An 18778-nucleotide genomic window follows, 5' to 3' on the forward strand; every position below is an offset into this window, starting at 1 on the left:
TTTTACATTGCATGGCGTAGTGCCTTCGGCCCGCCCCTTACCATCCGCCCCAACTTGTCCGAACTACCTTCCGATTCCCCCGGCAACGCAGCGCCCTCGCTGCAGCCACCGCTCTGGCGCCAACTGCAATTGACGGCAGGGGCGCTGGCGTCGATTCGCGCCGGCACCTCGGGCTCCGTCGCGTTCGAGGCCGTCGAACCCGCGCTGCGGCCCGGCGTGCAGGCGCTCGGCTTCCAGGTGCTGCGCTGGCTCGGCCGCGCCGAGGCGCTGCGCCGCCACCTGGCCAAGCGCACGCCGCCGCCGCTGCCCGACGCCTTGCTCTGCACCGCGCTCGGCCTGGCCTGGGACCCCGAACGCGCGCCCTACGAGCCCTTCACGCTGGTCGACCAGGCCGTCGAAGCGGCCAAGCGCAACCCGGCGACCCGGGCGCAGGCGAGCTTCATCAACGCGTGCCTGCGCCGATTTCTTCGGGAGCGCGACGAACTCGTCGCCATCACCGACCAGGAACCGGTCGCGCAGTGGAACCATCCGCGCTGGTGGATCGAGAAGCTCAAGCGCGACCATCCCCGTGACTGGCAGCGGATATTGAATGCGGACAATGCCCAGGCGCCGATGACTTTGCGCGTCAACGCCCTGAAGTCTACGGCTGCTGCTTATTTATCAGAGCTGGAGGCCGCGGGCCTTGCGGCCACGCGCGTCGGCGCCAGCGGCCTTCAGCTGGGACGCGCGCGGCCAGTGCAGCAGTTGCCCGGTTTCGCCGACGGTGCCTGCTCGGTGCAAGACGCGGCCGCGCAGATGGCGGCGCCCCTGTTGCTCGAAGGACTGCTGCCGGCGAAGCCCGGCGTCGCGCCCCTGCGTGTGCTCGACGCCTGCGCCGCCCCGGGCGGCAAGACCGCGCACTTGCTCGAACTGGCCGGCCCGGGCGCCGCTGAAGTGATCGCCCTTGAGGTCGACCCCATCCGCAGCCGACGGATCGACGAGACCCTCGCCCGCCTCGGCCTGCAGGCCAAGGTGGTGGTGGCCGATGCGGCGCGTCCCGCCGACTGGTGGGACGGCACGCCTTTCGACGCCATCCTGCTCGACGCCCCGTGCACTGCGTCGGGGATCGTCCGGCGTCATCCGGACGTCCGGTGGCTGCGCCGCGAGAGCGACACCGCCCAGTTGGCGGGCCAGCAAGCCGCGCTCCTAGCCGCGCTCTGGCCACTTGTAAGGCCCGGCGGCCGGCTCCTTTACTGCACCTGTTCCGTCTTCCGGGAAGAGGGCTCGCAACAAATTGATGCGTTCCTTGCACACAACACTGACGCACGATTGCAACCGTCCCCGGGCCATTTGCTGCCCCAAAGCGGGGGGAATGTCCGTGGCGTCCCGGACAATCCCTCAGGTGACCACGACGGCTTCTTCTACGCCCTGCTTGAAAAACGCTGAGTCCGCTCGGCCGCGCCGAGCGGTCCTGCTGGCCGTGTTCCTGCTGGTCTGGGCGCTGATGCTGGCCTTCCTGCCGCCCCCCGCGGCCGCCCAGAACCGCCCGGGCGCGGCGATCACCCAGATGCGGCTGGAGCAGTCCGACGACGGCGTCTATCTCAGCGCTGCCGTGCAGTTCGAACTGCCGTCGCTGGTCGAGGAGGTGCTGGACAAGGGCATCGCCATCTACTTCGTGGCCGAGGCCGAGATGTACCAGGAGCGCTGGTACTGGACCGACCGCAAGGTCGCCCAGGTCACGCGCCACATGCGGCTGGCCTACCAGCCGCTCACCCGCCGCTGGCGGGTCAACGTGTCGCCGGTGCCGATCACCGGTGCCGCGGGTTTCGGCATTTCCCTGAACCAGAATTTCGACAGCCTCGGCGACGCGCTCGAGGCCATCAAGCGCATCGGCCGGCTGCGGATGGGCGATGCGGCCGAGATCGGCGACGACCCACTGCACCAGGTGACGTTCCGCTTCCGCCTCGACACCTCGCAGTTGCCGCGGCCGTTCCAGATCGGCGTGGTTGGGCAGGCCGACTGGAACATCTCGGCCGAACGCACCGCGAAGCTCGCGCTGGAGAAGCAGCGGTGAGCAGCAAACCGCGCAGCGGCGCAGCGGCCACACCCGCCGCACGCCGCTCGCGCGCGATGCGCTGGGCCGTGGGCGTCGGCGCGGCCATGGTCACGGCCATCGGCCTGGTGCTGATGTTCCTGCTGGCCCAGGCCACCAACAACCGGGAGCTCTACGAGCGCTACTACGTGCGCCTGTTCGGCATCAACGTCGTGGTGGCGGTGCTGCTGGTGCTGGTGATCGGCTGGGTCGCCTTCCGGTTGGCGCGGCGGTTGCGCCAGGGCAAGTTCGGCAGCCGGCTGCTGATCAAGCTGGCGGCGATCTTCGCGCTGGTGGGCGTGGTGCCGGGGGCGCTGGTGTACGTCGTGTCGTATCAGTTCGTCGAGCGCTCGATCGAGAGCTGGTTCGACGTCAAGGTCGAAGGCGCACTGGACGCCGGCCTGAACCTCGGGCGCGCCACGCTCGATTCGCTCTCCGACGACCTCGCGGCCAAGACGCGCGCCGCCAGCGCCCAGCTCTCGCAGGTGTCCGATGCGAGCGCCGGCCTCGCGCTGGAGCGCATCCGAGACCAGCTCGAGGCGAGCGACGTGGTGCTGTGGACCGGGACCGGCCAGCTCATCGCCGGCGCGGGCACCTCGCGCTTCCAACTCAATCCCGAGCGGCCGACCGCGCAGCAGTTTCGCCAGGTGCGTCCCGACCGCCCGCTTGCGCACATCGAGGGTCTGGACGAAACCGCCGCGCCCGGCGCCACCCAGCCCGTCGCGAGCGTGCGCGCGCTTGCCATGGTGCAGCGGCCCGGTTTCGATTTCGACACCGCGCCGCGCTACCTGCAGGTCACGCGGCCGCTGCCGCCGGCCGTGGTCAAGAACGCGCTCGACGTGCAGGAAGCCAATCGCGAATATCAGGAGCGGGCGCTCGCGCGCGGGGGCCTGCGCCGCATGTACATCGGCACGCTCACGCTGAGCCTGTTCCTCGCGGTGTTCGGCGCGGTGCTGCTGGCCGTGCTGTTCGGCAACCAGCTCGCGCGTCCGCTGCTCGTGTTGGCCGACGGCGTGCGGCAGGTGGCGGCCGGCGACCTGCGCCCCACCGCCGTGCTGCAGGGCAAGGACGAACTGGGCGGCCTCACCCGCTCGTTCGCCGTCATGACGCAGCAGCTGGCCGACGCCCGCGGCGCAGTCGAAAAGACCATGGGCCAGCTCGACGCGGCCCGCGCCAACCTGCAGACCATCCTGGACAACCTGACCTCGGGCGTGATCGTGCTCGACGCCAAGGGCACGGTGCTCTCGACCAACCCCGGCGCCACCCGCGTGCTGCGTGCGCCGCTCGCGGCCTACGAAGGCCAGGCGCTTGTCGATGTGCCGGGGCTGGCGGACTTCGGCGCCAAGGTGCAGCAGCAGTTCGACGACTTCCTGGTCGAGCGCATGCAGCACGGCCTCGATCATTGGCAGCACGCCTTCGAGCTGCACGCCACCGGCATGGACCTGCCGCAGCAGGACGGCGCGATCAACATCGTCGCGCGCGGCGCGGAGCTGCCCGGCGCCGCGCGGCTCTTGGTGTTCGACGACATCTCCGAGATCGTCTCGGCCCAGCGCGCGCAGGCCTGGGGCGAGGTGGCGCGGCGCCTGGCGCACGAGATCAAGAACCCGCTCACGCCGATCCAGCTTTCGGCCGAGCGCCTCGAGATGAAGCTCTCGGGCAAGGTCGCGGCGCCCGAGCAGGCGATCCTGGTGAAGTCGGTGAAGACCATCGTCGACCAGGTCGATGCGATGAAGCGGCTGGTGAACGAATTCCGCGACTACGCGCGGCTGCCCGCGGCCGACTTGAAGCCGGTCGATCTGAATGCGCTGCTGGCAGATGTGCTCCAGCTCTACAACGCCGAGAACCTGCCGATCGTGCTGCGCTCCGAGCTCGATGTGCGCTGCCCGCCGATCCGCGGCGACGAGCAGCAGATCCGCCAGGTCATTCACAACCTGCTGCAGAACGCGCAGGACGCCGCGGAGGCGGCAGCCAGCAGCACGGGGCGAGCGGGCGAGGTCGTCATTCGCACCCGGCTGGGCGATTCGGGACAGCGCGTGCGCCTCACGGTGCAGGACAGCGGCCCGGGCTTTGCAGAAAACATCTTGAAGCGCGCGTTCGAACCCTACGTCACGACGAAAACAAAAGGTACCGGTTTGGGGCTCGCGGTGGTCAAGAAGATCGCCGACGAGCACGGCGCGCGCATCGAGCTTTCCAACCGCGTTGTCGACGGGGCTGTGGCAGGGGCGCAAGTCTCGCTATCATTCGCGCTGGCAGGCGAGCCGCGGGCAGCGGCCGCTCACACCGAAGACTCGAAGTCTTCCACCGCCTGAGCGCCAACGAAATCCAGCGCGAGGGCGCTGGACAGGCCAGCGGACAAACACATACCAGCGCACACAACAAGCAGCACTCATGGCAAACATTCTCGTGGTCGATGACGAGCTGGGCATCCGGGACCTGCTCTTCGAAATTCTCAATGACGAAGGCCACAACGTGGAGCTCGCGGAGAACGCAGCCGAGGCACGCGCCGCACGTCAGCGCGCGCGGCCCGATCTCGTATTGCTCGATATCTGGATGCCCGACACCGACGGCGTCACGCTGCTCAAGGAATGGTCCACCGCCGGCCTCCTGAGCATGCCCGTCATCATGATGAGCGGCCACGCTACCATCGACACCGCGGTCGACGCGACGCGCATCGGCGCCTTCGCCTTCCTCGAAAAACCCATCACGCTGCAGAAGCTGCTCAAGGCCGTGGAGCAGGGGCTCGCACGCGAGAGCGCACGGCGCGCCGCGGCAGGCGTGGTGCCCGCACCAGTCGGCGGCCACCAGGCGGCAGCGATCACCACGACGGGCGACAGCATGCTGATGGCGTCGCTGGCCTCGGTGCCGGTTCCGGATGCAGGTCCGCAATCGACCCAGAGCTTCGACCTCGACCGCCCGCTGCGCGATGCGCGCGATGGATTCGAGAAGGCGTACTTCGAATTCCACCTGGCGATGGAGAACGGTTCGATGACCCGCGTCGCCGAGAAGACCGGCCTGGAGCGCACCCATCTTTATCGCAAGCTCAAACAATTGGGTGTCGATCTTTCAAGAGGGCGCAGAAGCGCTGTATAATCTAGGGCTGCACACAAAGGCCCGGTAGCTCAGTTGGTAGAGCAGCGGATTGAAAATCCGCGTGTCGGTGGTTCGATTCCGCCCCAGGCCACCAACATTACTTTCGCGGTTGTCCGCGTAAGTCCAAAAGCCCTAAGTAAATCAACTACTTAGGGCTTTTTCTATTGCGCTTGCCTCCACATCTTTCCGGGTGCTTCCGAGGCATTGTGCAGTAACAGCGTCAGTAACAGCGCCCTCCTGCAAAGAGGCGTGTGAAAGTTACTGCAGCATGTCCCCATTATTCACGCATCCGTTTACCCAGCCCCCTCAAGTGAACCTTGAGCCGTCGGTCCACACGGAAGCCTGACCGTTGTTGATCCAAACATATTGGTTGCAAATCAGATCTTTCCGTATACCTACCAGACGTTAGTTCCACAGTCAGCTTGAGACTGGATGCAGCCGGTCATTGAGCTGCCACAGGATGACCGCTGCCACCAAGAGCAGCCTCTGTCGACTCCCGGCGCCAGAGCACTCAAGGATCTCTCCCAGCAGGTTCTCGTCCTCAATATGAGCCACAAGGCACAGGCCAAACGCCATCTGCATCAACGTCCGGATGGCGCGGTTCTTCCATCAAGCGTCCATGCGTGTCCCGCAGTCGCTCGATGTGATCGAGGCAGGCGCTAGCCACTGAGGCAGTTGAATCGCCGCCAGCGGTCATGGCAAAAAGGGTCCGGCGAAACTCAGGCAAAGGCGCACTGAACCCCTCGAACCACCCCGATTGGCCCTCGACGTCCTTGCGGCCGACAGCAAGTTCTTCTATGACGTTCGCCAGGGCTGCGCCGTAGTGGCGAGCGTCCTTGCCGTAGCTGCGAACGAATGCGAGGGCGATCTCTTCTGTGCGATTCTCGGCCAACGTCTGTTCGAGGATTGCCTTCATAGCACCAGGCGGTTGCCTTTCATACTCCTCGTACAGCAATTTGCCGAACGCTGGCAGCGCCTGGGCCAATTTGCTCAGCTCTTCGGCGGCGGTGCGCGCCTCCCTCCAGGCAGGCGGGCTATCCCCGGCAGCTTCATCGGTGATGACCTTCAGCAAGAGCATGGCCGCGGGCTCGGACCGGATTTGCAGCACGGCTTCCCGCCAATGGCGGTTCTTCGCGAGCTTGGGCTGCAGGTTGGCCAGCGCTTCGAGTATGAGCAATGCATCCGCCGAAGGCGTCTGGCTAAGCGCCTGGAGCAGATAGTCCATTAAGTCCGGGCTCAAAGGACGCCCCTGCAAGGTCGGCAAAATGTCGACGACCGCGAAGGGGCGGTCAGAGAATGGAAACAACTCGATCCAATCTCGGACCTCTTCATATCGCCATTGCTGGATGGCTGCCTCCTGCAAGAGCTCCGCAAGCGCTGCTTCAAGATCCGCAGCAGGCAGTGTGAGGCCAGCTCTCGCCATGCCGGTCAGCAACTTCAGCTTGAATGCCCGAGGTTGGGGTAGCTCAAGCAGGGAGGCCGCTTCCGCAGCTTTATCGCCATGAGGCAAGGCCAACCCGGCGGCGGCCAGCTTGATGGCATGGCGCTGCGCCTCGTCCGATGACGGTGAAATCAGGAGCTGCCTCACCACTCGGAAAATCGCTTCCGCCGAATTGCAGGTTGGGGATGTATTCCCGGCCAAGGCGCGTTGTTGCCAGAGGTCCCTAGCTTGGGAAAATTTGTGCCGACTCCCGGGCCATGAATCCTCCAGGCTCGCTTGCGATCTCAGCCAGATCTCCACCAATCCCTGCGCCGCCATCTCCCCCACCTGCAGATCGGGAAGCCATTTCGCGAGTACCTGTTCTGCGGCAGCTCCGCCGATCAGGATAAATGCAAGTCGATACCGCTGTTCGAAGCTTGTGATGCCCCGTGCGGGATGAAGCTCTCGCTGGCGGGCCGATTCAGCTTGATCACGCTCCAACAGCCGGTCGATGTCGGGAAGAAGCTGCGGGTCACCCAAGGTGCCTGCCGCCTGCGCAAGCGTGGCAAGCTGTTCGCGGTTCGGCATCGATTCACCCAGAAGAAGATCGACCCACTGCTTCAGAGCGCCCACTAACGCGGACTTCGCCTCAGCCGGGATATCCCGGCGGGTTCGAGCGCCTTCCTGGCGCTGCACAAGGAGATCGGCCATCAGGCCAGCTTGCCTGGCGTTCGCAGCATGAGCTCGGCTCAGCAACGACGTGAAGAAGGCCATATCGCGGCTGCCGGCGACCAATGTTTGCAGAACCCGAAGCTTGTCGCCTCCTTCCTGCTCGGGCGCCAGGATCGCATCGAGAATCTTCAGGATTGAACTTGTGCTTGCGAGTGCGCTCGCGATGCCTGCAAGCTCGGAGATGTGGGTACTACCGAGTACGGTGTCCGCGATCGCCCCACCCTCATCGAAGTTTTCGTGCGGGGACAACGTCTTGGCGAAATCAACCGGAGGCCGCATTCCGCGTTGGGCCTGCATCCAAAACGCCTGAGCCATCTCCTGTGGGTAGGTCTTCGCGCCTTCTTGCAGAAAGTTGTAGATCCGGTGCTCGTTCCGGTCCAAATTCGTGGACTGCAGGAGCTGCAAGAACTCCTCGTGAGAGGAGGCGTCGTGCGCGCCGGCCTCCACTAGCCGGCATAGTTTGCGAATCGGGTCGGGTGATCCATCTGCTTGAAGATTCTTCTCGGCCTTCACTCGAGCCGCATGAGCTGGATCTTCAAGATCCTCGGGGCGCAGCCTCGCCGCCACTTGCGCCCAAACCGCGTTGCTCGCATTCGCCAGGATTTGCGCGACATGACGATCGGCGCGACGAAAAACAAGCGCCTGCAGTACCTCGGCAACCACCTGCGGATTCGGATCGGTGAGTGCGATCGAGGTCGCGAGCTCCATGCCGTCGAAACCGCTTTCCTCTGCGATTAGCGTGACGATATCGTCACGCTTCTCGTCGGGCAGCCCGGCCAATTGCTGCGCAGCGGCCTCCCCCAGCACCGATGGTCGGAAGCGAGGCGCGACGCGCATCGTGTCAACGCGGACATTCTCGGCGTCCGAGGCGATCAGCGGCCACACGAGCGGCGCGAACTCGGACTTGCCGGTGATGATCATGAAGCGTACCGCGCGATCGACCTTGCCCGGAGAGTGCCATTTCTTCACGAAAATCTGGATCTGGTCTCGCATCAGTTGCCAAGCCGCCATCGAGGACCTGTAGATCATCTGTGCCGCGAGCATCGGATCGATGTTCAGGGCCAAGAGCACTGCCCGCGCGACGGCGTCAGCCCCTGCGGGGGCACTGCGAGACATCCGCTCGCAGGCGAACAAGATAGATTCCTCCCAGGCAGGGCGATCCAGGATTTCCTTTCGAAAGGCCGCCAGGGCGGCTTGGTCACCCGACGCACTTTCCATCATCAACTGCTCTACAAACTGGGCGGCATACCACTCCTGAAACTGATGATGCTGGAACTGCACGTTGTCGCCTGCACCACCCGATTGCACAAGCAAGTGAACGCCGACCAGGACCTTCAGGGCTCTGCTTGGCTCGATGGCATTGACGAGTTGTCCCTGGTTGACCAACTTCCTGCCTGCATCGACAAAAGCGCGGCGTGCGTCGGCCGCGGGAATGAGCGTGCTGGTGATTCGATTCGCCTGCGCCCCCAACTCGCCAAGGAAATTGTCATGGAAGCCGTGCAACTCCTGTTCGAGGAGCTCGGCGCGCTCGGGCAGTGAAACGTGTTGCTGGACGAAGGTGCGAAGAACTTCCTCCTTGGTCTGCGGTAGGGCACTGCCAGCTGTGGTCTTGAGCAATGCGGTTAGGTAGAGAGGCGTCGCGATCAGCTCTCGCAAGCCCTCCGTGCGCCAGGCTTGGTCGACCAGCGCGGCTCCTTCGTCGCCTCTGTGCATGCGCGCTAGTTCCAACTGCTGATCTTCGGAAAGCGCTTCAATGTGAACCACCGGACTGTCGGCGACGAACAGGTCCGTACGGGTGCCTGCGATCATGCACAGCAGCGGGTAGTCGCGCTGCAACATGCCGAGCTCCCGAATGGCGCCCAGCCGGGCTTGGGGGGCCAGTTCATTCCAGCCGTCAAGCAGAAGGACAAGGCGGCCTGCATAGGCAAGCTGCATGAAGTGTTGAGCTGAGAAACCCAAAAACGCGCTGCGGTGCGTAAGGTGCTCAAGGATGCCTTCAGCGCGATCGGACCATTCGCCAAGGGGGACGAGTACGGGCACCGAGCGCCCTTGCGCAATGATGTTGTCGCAGAGCTGAACGAGGGTGGTTGTTTTTCCCGTACCTGGAGGGGCGACGATCGCGAGAGTTGAGGTGGCCTGCACGCTCGCAGCCAGGCCGCTGATCGTCACCGGGCGGTGGTCGCCTGACGACTCGAGGGTGAACTGAAGTTGGAGAACATGTTCCGGCCAGCTTCTCGCGCGTCGGAACGCGGTGATATCCGTGGCTGCCGCTTCCAGCATGCGCTTCGTCGCCGATTCCAGGTCGTCTGCGGCGGGAAGGGAAAGTGCTCTCGCGAATTGGAGATCGGCCTCGTCCTCAGGAATCGTTGCGGAGCGCGGCGGTGCCTGTCCGCCGGCCAAGGCTGCCAAGGCTCGCTGCGTTGCCGCCTTTTTCCATTCCTGCAGAAGCTCGACGGGGTGGCCCTTCACATCGGAATCGATGAGCTTGCCGCAGTTCTGGCAGAGCCAGATGCCGTTGCCCGCCGCCTTGCGATCTGCCGGGCTCATCGCCGCGTCATAGCGAGGGCCGCCTGGCGATGCTGCGGCGATGTGAGATGCGACCCCCAGATTCACCGTCCCGCTCTCATCGTCGGCGGGGCCGGCGGTTGGCCGGCCGCACTTCGGGTTTGAGCAGGAGAAACCCGCTCGAGTAGACAAGAGCCTGACGGTCTGCGCTAAAAAGTTGTCTCGCACTTCGGACGTTCGATCTATGGGACGCAATGCTGAGCATTAGATCAAAAGTCCTTTTGAGGCCGTCTGCAATGGGGACCGGTCACACCGACCCGCTGGACAGCGATGCCCGCAACGAGATCTTCCCGTCGTCAATACTCTATGTGGCGCATGGTTTTGAGAGGGAGCTATCCCGCCGCCTGCCTTCACACATGCGCGCCACCGCCGTTCCGGCCGATCGAATCGCCGGTCACCGGCGAGGCATTGCTCAAGTGGCTGGATGAGTTGGAACTGCGGGACGTCCCGCTGCCAATGGTCGACAGGACGCCAAGCAGCGGGGGGCATCATGTCGTCCCGTCTTGAGAGCGGAATGCCGCGTCTGCGCGCGGCGCTGAGCAGGCACTGCCTGCGCTTGTCGGGGAAGGTGTTCCTGCGCCTGATGAAGTAGGAGGTCTGGTCGTCGCCAAGCCAAAGCGCCGCCGGTACGACTCCCATCTGGGGGAGATCAGCCTGGCGCCGGAGAACCTACTCGCCCGCGACTTCACGGCCGCCGCCCCAAATGAGAAATGGCTCACCGACATCTCAGAGCTCCAGATCGCCGCCGGCAAGATGTACCTGTCACCCATGATCGACTGCTTCGACGGTAGGTCGTCAGTTGGTCGACGGGCAGGCGCGTGGACGCTGAACTTGTAAACACGATGCTGGACGCCGCCATCGAGGCGATTTCCGGTTGCGGCAAACGGCCTGTCGTCCACTTCGATCGCCGATGGGAAGCAATCGAGACTTTATTTTTGACCTGTCGGGGTGAACGTCAGCTGGTTGCAGCCAGTCATGCTTCGGGGAGGAACGGCGGCAAAGGCCGATATCAAATATTGGGTGTCTCAACCCGCTTGCGGCAGCCGCGCTTTGGGATTGAATCCGTGCGACGGCGGGCCTACGCCGCGACGAATGACTCGAGCCGTTAGGCTACCTTTTTTTGAAGATCGGCGATGAGCTCCATACGGGACGAGCCTGCGAACGAGTCGCGCTTCAATTTAAGTGCGTCAATCATGGCCTGGTTGGTCAGCAGGAAGTTGTCCAGCAACGTGTACCAGTTAAGCACAAAGCGCTTCATGCGCTCGTCGTCGCTGATCAGGCCAGGCAATCCTTTCGCGACCTGGCCCTGCATGCGACTACGAATCTCTGTGTCCGCCTCGGATATCTTGCGCCCGATCAGAATGAGCTCGAAGTGCATTGCCTCGCTGTTAAATTCCGCGTGCTTCTTAATGAGCTGTGCATAGCCATCGAGTTGCTGGAGGTGCTTGTAGTTAAGCGCGATGCTTGGGCGCTTGATCTCCACCACGATGCAACGATAAATCTTGCGGCCCATCGAATCGTGGTGCGGAACCTTGCGGGCGAGAAACAAATCCGTCTGCTTGCTCGCGCCCTCGATGGCTGCGGATTCATTTACTTCCAAGTCGTCCAGGGTAATGTCGTCGATCCCCTTGACCGCGTCGCGAAGCGATTTGGCGATCTTGGTGAACGTATCCTCCTCGGCCCCAAGCGTCTCGTAGGAGCTGCCAAAAAGCCAAGTGTTGGCCTCGATGATTCCTTGCAAGTCCGGCGTCTCGAGCGTCTCCAAATAGTGGTCGTTCATCAGCGTCCGCAGCTTGTCGGCTACCTCGTGCCTACGGCGGAGAACTTCGATCGCTGACACGATGCTTTGCAGCGATACGCTCTTGAGCTGCTTGGCGAACAGCTTAGTCGAGACTTCGTCGAGATCCAGCACGCTGTTGAGCACCTCGAAGATGGCGTCGTTCTCGTTCGAGATCGCCAGCTTGTCGAGGAGCCGAACGATGATCTTTTTCTGGTTCTTCTTTAGCGACTTCAACGCCGTCGGATCGGCGGTGTAGATGGCGCGCAGGATGCTCTTGGTGTTCTCAAAGCGCCAGTTCTTGTAGTCCTCCGGCAGGCCCGCGTAGGTAGGAAAGACGCCGTCGGCGACGTAGCCTTCAATCTCCCGCTCGAACTGCTTGCGCAGAAAGTCCTCATACACAGACTTGGTGATCTTGTTGAGCTCGCGCGCCACCTTTCGCCACGTCTCCGACTCGAAGCCCGTCGCATCTGGGCTGGCCAAGTCACCTCCGCTCGGCTCGAAAGCGTCAACCCACTTTGAGCCGACGTAGATGCTGGTGTGGAAGTCCCCCTTGTGGTTGAAGGTGCTCAGCCTCTTATCAACTGTCTTGCCCGAAGAGTTCAAGAGATAGACGTAGGACTTCTCAGAGCCTGGTTTTAGGTCCCAGCGAAGGACCGACACTTCGAAGTCATGGCCGTCGATGGAGAGCTTGCGCTGTGTGAGGTCGTGCGACGGTACCGCCACCTCCGTCTCATTAAGGCGGAGTTTCTTCGTGGGATTGAGTCCGAGGAACCAACCGAACTCGATGGAAAGCAGCTTATGAAGTTCCGCGGTGGTCGGCAGTGCAGCATGTAGGTTGAACAGTTCCGCGGTCGTGCCGGTCTTGCCTACGTCCATCCCTGCGGGCAATGCCGACGACTCCACTGACCAGCCCTCATATTTCGTGAGCGCCGCGCCGTTCACTTCGATCCGCGCGGGTCCCGATCCGGCCGCATTCGTCCACCAAACGGCTCGTTCGGCGAGTCTGTGAAAGGACAGTCTGCCGCGACCATGTGAGCCATGCGTCGTCACGTCCTCCTTCTTACTCGAGTCGTTGAATCGGCCAAACGTTTCGGCATGCGTCTCGAGCTCAATGCCTTCTCCGTCATCGGAGACATCCACTCGCGTCGCGCCGCCCATCGGGCCCTCGTCAACCAGCACTCCGACATTAAGCGCCTTGGCGTCGAAGCCATTCCAAACCAACTCGGCAATCGCGCGCCACGGATCGGTGGTTCGAAAATGCTTCTTGATTCCCTCCCCGTTGAGTTCCGTCTTTCCTGAGATTTGTCGAGTCGCCATGCTAAGTATCTGAGTTGTTCATCTCGCCCGTGCGAGGTGCGGGCGAGTTCAGCATGCAGTTTAGTGGCCTAGAGCGTCGAGACGCCGAAAACCGACCCTTCGTTTCTCCGGGCAAGAATGGCTGGCGAGGGGAAGTTGAATCGAATGCATCGCATGTCGATCGGCGGTAGTAGCGTCGGCATCACTTCTTTTCCTGGCTATCCGGTTGCTGGCCTGAAAGGAATGCACCGATGAGTGCCATCGGTTGATCCCTTGGCCTGCGGACCGCACACGCCTGCTACTGGAGAGCCGCCATAAAGCATTCTTTCCTTTGCGGCAGGTCGTGAGATTGCGAGCCACGCGTCCGTATGGAATAGCTGCTTCGGTTTTAACCGGTCAACAAGAGTTGCTGTCCAAGCGGCCGCAACCGCTGCATAGCAGCCGCCATCGGCGTGGCCGTCTGGCATTCGTTCATGGCGTAAGGCCGGCTGTGCCTGCAGTCCGCCCATGACGCATTCCGAGACCAAGACGGCAGGCATATCGCGATTGCGAGGTGCCGACGCCGCTCGCATAACATTGGGGTCTGATTGAGGTGCCGCGCCTGGGAGGGCGGCCCTCGAAGTCGACCCGTGTGCCGAAGCGAAAAAACTGGGAGCGAGGATGCCAACGATTGAAAGGCTGGTGCTGTCGAACTTCAAGAAGTTCGACAACTTGGAACTCGAGTTTGATCCGGAGCTGAACCTCCTCATCGGGGACAACGAGGCGGGGAAAAGCTCAGTGCTGCTGGCGCTGGAACTTGTGATGAGCGGAAGTCGCAGCAGGGTCGAAACCATCGGACTCGAGACGCTACTCAACGCCGACGCTGTCAGGGCATTTCAGGCAGGGCCATGTACCGTAGGCCGACTACCGGAACTGTTCGTTGAGGTCTACCTCTCGGCCGACAAAAAGCCTGGCCTGAATGGAAAGAACAACTCTAAGGTTCTCGAGCGTGACGGGCTGCGCATGTCGTTTGAGCCGATTCTCGACTTCAGCAAGGACATCGCTGAAGCGCTGAAGGAAGACCCGACCAACTTCCCCTTCGAGTACTACGGCGTCCAGTTCTATACGTTTGGGGGCGAGGCGTATTCCAGCGTCAAAAGGCACGTCCGACACCTGGCAATCGATAGCTCCAGAATCGACAGCGAGTATGCGGCGCGGGAATACACCCGTTCGGTGTTCGCGATGCACGTGGACGTCGGGAACCGGAGCAGGCTCGAGAACGCCTATCGACAAAGCAAAGGCGGATTCGAGAACGCCCAACTGAGGGAGCTGAACGACAAACTGGTGGACTACAAGTTCGGCGTGCGCACGAGCGCAAAGGCCAACCTGGAGTCCGACCTGGTCATCACCGAAGACGAGATCCCCATCGAGAGTAAGGGCAAGGGGCGGCAGTGCTTCATCAAGACTGAGTTCGCGCTGAGTAAGAAGGGCGTAAAAAGTGGCCTGGATGTCCTGCTCCTAGAGGAACCTGAGAACCACCTGAGCCACGCGACGATGCACCAGCTCATCGAGCGAATCGCTCAATCGGTGAACAAGCAACTGTTTATCGCAACTCACAGCAGCCTGATCTCCGCTCGGCTTGACTTGCGCAAAGCCATCCTGCTTGGAGAGCAAGGTCAGCAGGCGCGGCTCAACAAGCTCCCATCTGACACCGCGAAGTTCTTCATGAAAGCGCCTGATAACAACGTCCTCGAGTTTGCGCTGTCGAGAAAGGTGATCCTCGTGGAGGGCGATGCCGAGTTCATCCTCCTGGATGCGCTCTACCAAAAGCACTCAGGGTCCACGTTGAGGAAGGACGGTGTCCACGTCATCTCGGTGGGAGGTACGAGCTTTAAGCGCTATCTAGACCTCGCCAAGCTGCTGGGCGTGCGCACTGCGGTCATTCGCGACAACGACGGCGACTACCAGAAGAACTGCGTCGACAACTATGCAGAGCACATGATGCCGCATGCCAAAGTCTTTGCAGACGCCGACTACAAGCAACGAACAACCTTCGAGATCTGTCTGTACGAAGACAACAAGGCCGTTTGCGACGAGGTCTTCCGCAAGCCAAAGCGTAAGCTTGAGCCGTTGGCGTACATGCTCGCCAACAAGGCTGACGCCGCGTTTGACCTCCTGCTGGCGAAGGAGGCCGAGCTGGTGGCCCCTGGGTACATGCAGGAGGCCATCAAGTGGATAAACGAGTAGTCTTCGCGGTCGCAGGCTCAGGGAAGACGACCCGCCTTATCAACGAACTGGATCTTGCGAAGCGGGTCTTGCTCATCACCTACACAGACAGTAACTGTGAAGAAATTCGTCGCCGCGTTCTTGCAAAGTTCGGGTATCTCCCGGACAACATCACCGTCTGCACCTACTTCACATTCTTGAACTCGTTCTGCTATCGACCCCTGCTTCTGATGAAGATGCAGACCATGGGAATTTCGTTCGATAGGCCGAGTGAGTACTCATCGCGCCAGAAGCTCGAGAGCCGTGACCGGTACGTCACAACAGGCGGCCGCATCTACCACGCGAGAATGGCGAAGGTCTTGGATGTGCATGATTGCATTCCGACGCTCCAGCGTCGACTGGAGCGCTACTACGACAAAGTCTGCATCGACGAGGTTCAGGATTTCGGCGGACATGACTTCAATCTGCTCAAGCAGATTGTCCAGGCCAACGTCGAGGTTCTGTTAGTCGGTGACTTCTATCAGCACACGTACTCCACCAGCGCTGATGGCGCGGTCAACAAAGGGCTGCACGACAGTTATGACCGCTTCAAGGATGCCTTGCGATCTGCCGGCTTGGTGGTTGACACGACGTCCTTGCTCAAGAGCCACCGCTGCAGTTCCTCAGTGTGCTCGTTCATCCGAGACAACATCGGTGTGGACATCTATGCGCACTCGGATCGCACCACCCAAGTCTCAGTCGTCCACGAACCATCACTGGCGGCAGAGCTCCACGCTGCTGCAGGCACTATTAAGCTGTTTTATCAAGAGCACGGACGGTACGGCTGCTACTCGCAGACCTGGGGCGACTCAAAGGGGCGCGACCACTATCAGGACGTCTGCGTCGTCCTGAACGCCGAGTCTTGGAAGCACTTCTCGTCAGGTACGCTGACCGAGATGGCTGCGACCTCACGGAACAAGCTATACGTCGCGTGCTCGCGTGCGCGCGGCGACCTCTATGTGATGCCGGACACGATGCTGAAAGTGTTCAAAAAAGCCCGGGATGTTCGTCACGTCCGCTCAGCTTGAACATCTTGACTGCGCGGCCCCCAGCCCTTCCGCTCGGAATGGCAGGTCCGCCATGAACTGCTTCGATAGTGGCGGTCGTTCGAGTCCTCGCCGTGACCGACAGCAGCCGCTGCGCAGTCCTTCGCGTACGCACGCGTCAGACTGGGAGCGGAAACTGATCGTGACCAATTCATAGTCGCCGATCGGCTAAAAGCAGGCGACCTTCCCTTGCCTATCACGCGCTTCTGGGGAAGTCCATCGCGCATGCCGGCTATGGGTCGGACCGTTCTATTTGATATGCTGAATCGAATTGTTGCAGCGGGCTTCCGCGGCGAAATTTGGAGGAACATCATGCAGAACGGCCGCGGGGCGCCGCACCCGTGAGAGAGCCTTCGCTTCCCGCAGGCGCCCTCGATTCCAGCCGAAGCAACGCCGGGCTGCTGGACTTATCGCGCCAGCAGAGGAACGTGCTGCTCTTTCGGCCCATGTTTCAGTTGGAACGATCCAAGGCACTTGTGCTGGAGGCCGACGGCTCTAGCCCGTTCGATGGCGTTGACACCCATTATTTGGCGCTGTCGGCACTGGATCACATGATGGAGGCCACAACGATCTCCATGGGCAGTATGTCGTCCGAGGTGCTGCAGCATGTCGCTGACACGGCCGCCCGTATGCGTCCTAGCTTGACTTTGACCCAGGCGCAGAGGGTGGCCACTGCCGTCCTCGACGCCCTGGACAACAAAGCCAACAAACACCGGGAATTCGAGGCCGAATACTTTGACGCCCCTTCCGGAAGCGTGCGGATGTTCCGGTTCCGGCTGGTGCAGTTCCAGCCGGATCCCCAGGATGTCTACCGGTACACCCCCACCGCCGAGGGATACCTTGTGTACCTGGGCATGCTGGACCTGTCGCCGGAGGACTCCCAGGAGCTGATGGAGAAGATGTTGGACCTGCTAGTCCGGCGCGGTCGGTTCGAGGCGGCGCTGGACATTGCCCGGCGCGCCCGGAAGCTCTCCATTGAATTCCGCCAGCTGATTAGCGACAAGCTGCATCAGGCATACCGGGCCCCGTCGTCGGTGAACTGGAGCAAGGAGATGCAGGGCCGGCTGGCTGAGGCCCGCAAACACGTCAGCGACCGTCAGGCGGAGGATTTCCGAATGGAGCAGGCAGTCGGCGACGCGCTTCACGAAGCTACAGAACTACATACTCGGGAAAACTTGGTGCTGCTGCGAGAAACTCTGCGCGGCGCCGGCGACATCCGGATGAAGCTGGTACGGGACATCTCCGCCTCCAACGAGCTGTTTATTGCAGCCCAGAAGGCTGCCTTCCGGGCGCGCCGGCCCATGGGGTTGCCAGACCTCGAAAGCGTTATCTTCCCTAACGTCATGCAGCTGCACTCGCCGGTGCTGCTGGCCGAGGCCGACAACTTCCTCTGTGCCCTGTATCCGCCCCAGCCGCTGAAGATGTTCGACCTGAACACCGCCTTCACGATCCTGCGGGAGACCCGTACCAACGATACGCCCTCAGCGGAGAACGAGGGTGAGCTGGAGCAGTTCAACCCCGTTCCCGACCCCTTTCCCAAAGCCCTCGTGGACGAGGCTCGCAACTGGCTCGCGGCCAAGTTCGAAACGGACGCCACCTGGCAGGCGGATTTCCTGCTCGAGCTCGCGCGCGAAGACGGCCTTTCTGCGGCGTCCCAGCGCTGCCTAGTCTTCATCCTCTACCAGTCCTTTGCCCAGAGTGAGAGCACCTTTGAGGGTATGGCGTCACGCAAGAGCGGCGAGGAGTTCATCCTGGACTTTGTACGCGGCGACAACCTCGAATTCTTCAAGAAAGACGGCCAGTGAACGGACCAGAACCATCGGTCAAGAACGCGGCGACATTGATCTACAAGGCGCTGCAGACAAGCCTAACGACCGCCGGCGACACCGAGTACCGGGAGCTGGCCGCGCTGTTTCGCGTGGACGCAAGTTTCCGGCGAATGTGCGAGGACGTGGCCACCGGGCTTACCTTGCAGATCATTGACGCCAGCGAGCTGCGCGGGCTGGTGCTCGTGCCTCAATCGAAGGACAGCCGCTTTGCCGTGCGGCTAGGCGATATCCGTGCGCACGGCATGGAGCAGCCTCACCGGGTCGCCCTGGTGTTAGCGCACATCTCAATCTGTGCGGCGTTCTATCCAACCAGCGAGTCGCTCGACGACGACAGCCTGATCCCGCCACCAGTGACGATCGCAACCTGCCGCGACACCCTTTATAGCCTCGCGCAACGCCTGAAGGACGCCAATCCGCTGCCTGCGGACATCCCGCTGGACTTAGCACCGGGCTGGGAGGCGGTATGCGCGCTTCCTCAAACCCTGCGCGAAAGCGTCCGCGCAGCTCCGTCCTCGGGTGCAGGTATCGTGAAGATCGCGTTGAACCAGATGGTGGAAGGCGGCCTCGTGCGGCTTGATCGGGGTACAGAGGATGACCCGCAGGCCAGCTACACCGCCACCCACCGCCTTCGCGTGCAGTTGCGGGAGATCGCACTGCGCCGCCTGTTCGAGATGGCCCAGCTCTGCACGGCCCGTCGCTAGGAGA

General features: G+C 62.3%; 10 protein-coding genes, 1 tRNA gene and 1 pseudogene. 10 read left to right on the top strand and 2 right to left on the bottom strand.

Annotated features, from left to right (window positions below):
- The first annotated feature begins 99 nt into the window (after positions 1-99).
- The 5 genes from rsmB (at position 100) to VARPA_RS03255 (ending at position 5255) form a co-directional block, all read left to right on the top strand.
- Positions 100-1425 carry a 16S rRNA (cytosine(967)-C(5))-methyltransferase RsmB gene (gene rsmB / locus VARPA_RS03235; protein ID WP_041943231.1) on the top strand — a complete coding sequence of 442 codons (1326 nt, stop codon included), beginning with the start codon at positions 100-102 and terminating at the stop codon, positions 1423-1425.
- Entirely contained in the window at positions 1412-2053 is a 642-nt protein-coding gene (locus tag VARPA_RS03240) for a DUF4390 domain-containing protein (protein WP_041942755.1), read from the top strand. Before rsmB ends, VARPA_RS03240 begins: the two co-directional genes overlap by 14 nt.
- Positions 2050-4380 carry a sensor histidine kinase gene (locus VARPA_RS03245; protein WP_013539114.1) on the top strand — a complete coding sequence of 777 codons (2331 nt, stop codon included), beginning with the start codon at positions 2050-2052 and terminating at the stop codon, positions 4378-4380. The genes VARPA_RS03240 and VARPA_RS03245 overlap by 4 nt, the downstream gene beginning before the upstream one ends.
- 79 nt (positions 4381-4459) lie before the next feature.
- Positions 4460-5161 carry a response regulator gene (locus VARPA_RS03250; RefSeq protein ID WP_013539115.1) on the top strand — a complete coding sequence of 234 codons (702 nt, stop codon included), beginning with the start codon at positions 4460-4462 and terminating at the stop codon, positions 5159-5161.
- Between the two features lie 18 nt (positions 5162-5179).
- Positions 5180-5255: transfer RNA gene (locus VARPA_RS03255), tRNA-Phe, on the top strand.
- A 447-nt stretch (positions 5256-5702) separates the two neighbouring features.
- Here VARPA_RS03255 and VARPA_RS30085 read toward each other — a convergent pair.
- Positions 5703-9860, bottom strand: a complete 4158-nt coding sequence (locus tag VARPA_RS30085; RefSeq protein ID WP_013539116.1) for an NACHT domain-containing protein — start codon at positions 9858-9860, stop codon at positions 5703-5705.
- 529 nt (positions 9861-10389) lie between these two features.
- Here VARPA_RS30085 and VARPA_RS30415 point away from each other — a divergent pair.
- A pseudogene (locus tag VARPA_RS30415) lies at positions 10390-10792 on the top strand (transposase); the annotation flags it as partial.
- A gap of 191 nt (positions 10793-10983) precedes the next feature.
- Here the strand turns inward: VARPA_RS30415 and VARPA_RS03265 are convergent.
- The gene (locus tag VARPA_RS03265; protein WP_013539117.1) at positions 10984-12975 is read right to left on the bottom strand and encodes an ATP-binding protein; all 1992 of its coding nucleotides are present in this window, start codon (positions 12973-12975) and stop codon (positions 10984-10986) included.
- Between the two features lie 639 nt (positions 12976-13614).
- On the opposite strand from VARPA_RS03265, the gene VARPA_RS03270 reads away from it, so the two are divergent.
- From VARPA_RS03270 to VARPA_RS03285, 4 genes are all read left to right on the top strand, one after another.
- A complete protein-coding gene (locus tag VARPA_RS03270) occupies positions 13615-15180 on the top strand; it encodes an ATP-dependent nuclease (protein WP_013539118.1) in 1566 nt (521 codons plus the stop codon).
- Positions 15165-16226, top strand: a complete 1062-nt coding sequence (locus VARPA_RS03275) for an AAA family ATPase (protein WP_013539119.1) — start codon at positions 15165-15167, stop codon at positions 16224-16226. Before VARPA_RS03270 ends, VARPA_RS03275 begins: the two co-directional genes overlap by 16 nt.
- A 464-nt stretch (positions 16227-16690) precedes the next feature.
- Positions 16691-18049: a hypothetical protein gene (locus tag VARPA_RS03280; RefSeq protein WP_013539120.1), complete on the top strand. Its 1359-nt coding sequence runs from the start codon at positions 16691-16693 to the stop codon at positions 18047-18049.
- Positions 18046-18774, top strand: a complete 729-nt coding sequence (locus VARPA_RS03285) for a hypothetical protein (protein WP_013539121.1) — start codon at positions 18046-18048, stop codon at positions 18772-18774. The genes VARPA_RS03280 and VARPA_RS03285 overlap by 4 nt, the downstream gene beginning before the upstream one ends.
- Positions 18775-18778 lie beyond the last annotated feature (4 nt).

Source organism: Variovorax paradoxus EPS (genome assembly GCF_000184745.1).
GTDB lineage: Bacteria > Pseudomonadota > Gammaproteobacteria > Burkholderiales > Burkholderiaceae_C > Variovorax > Variovorax paradoxus_C.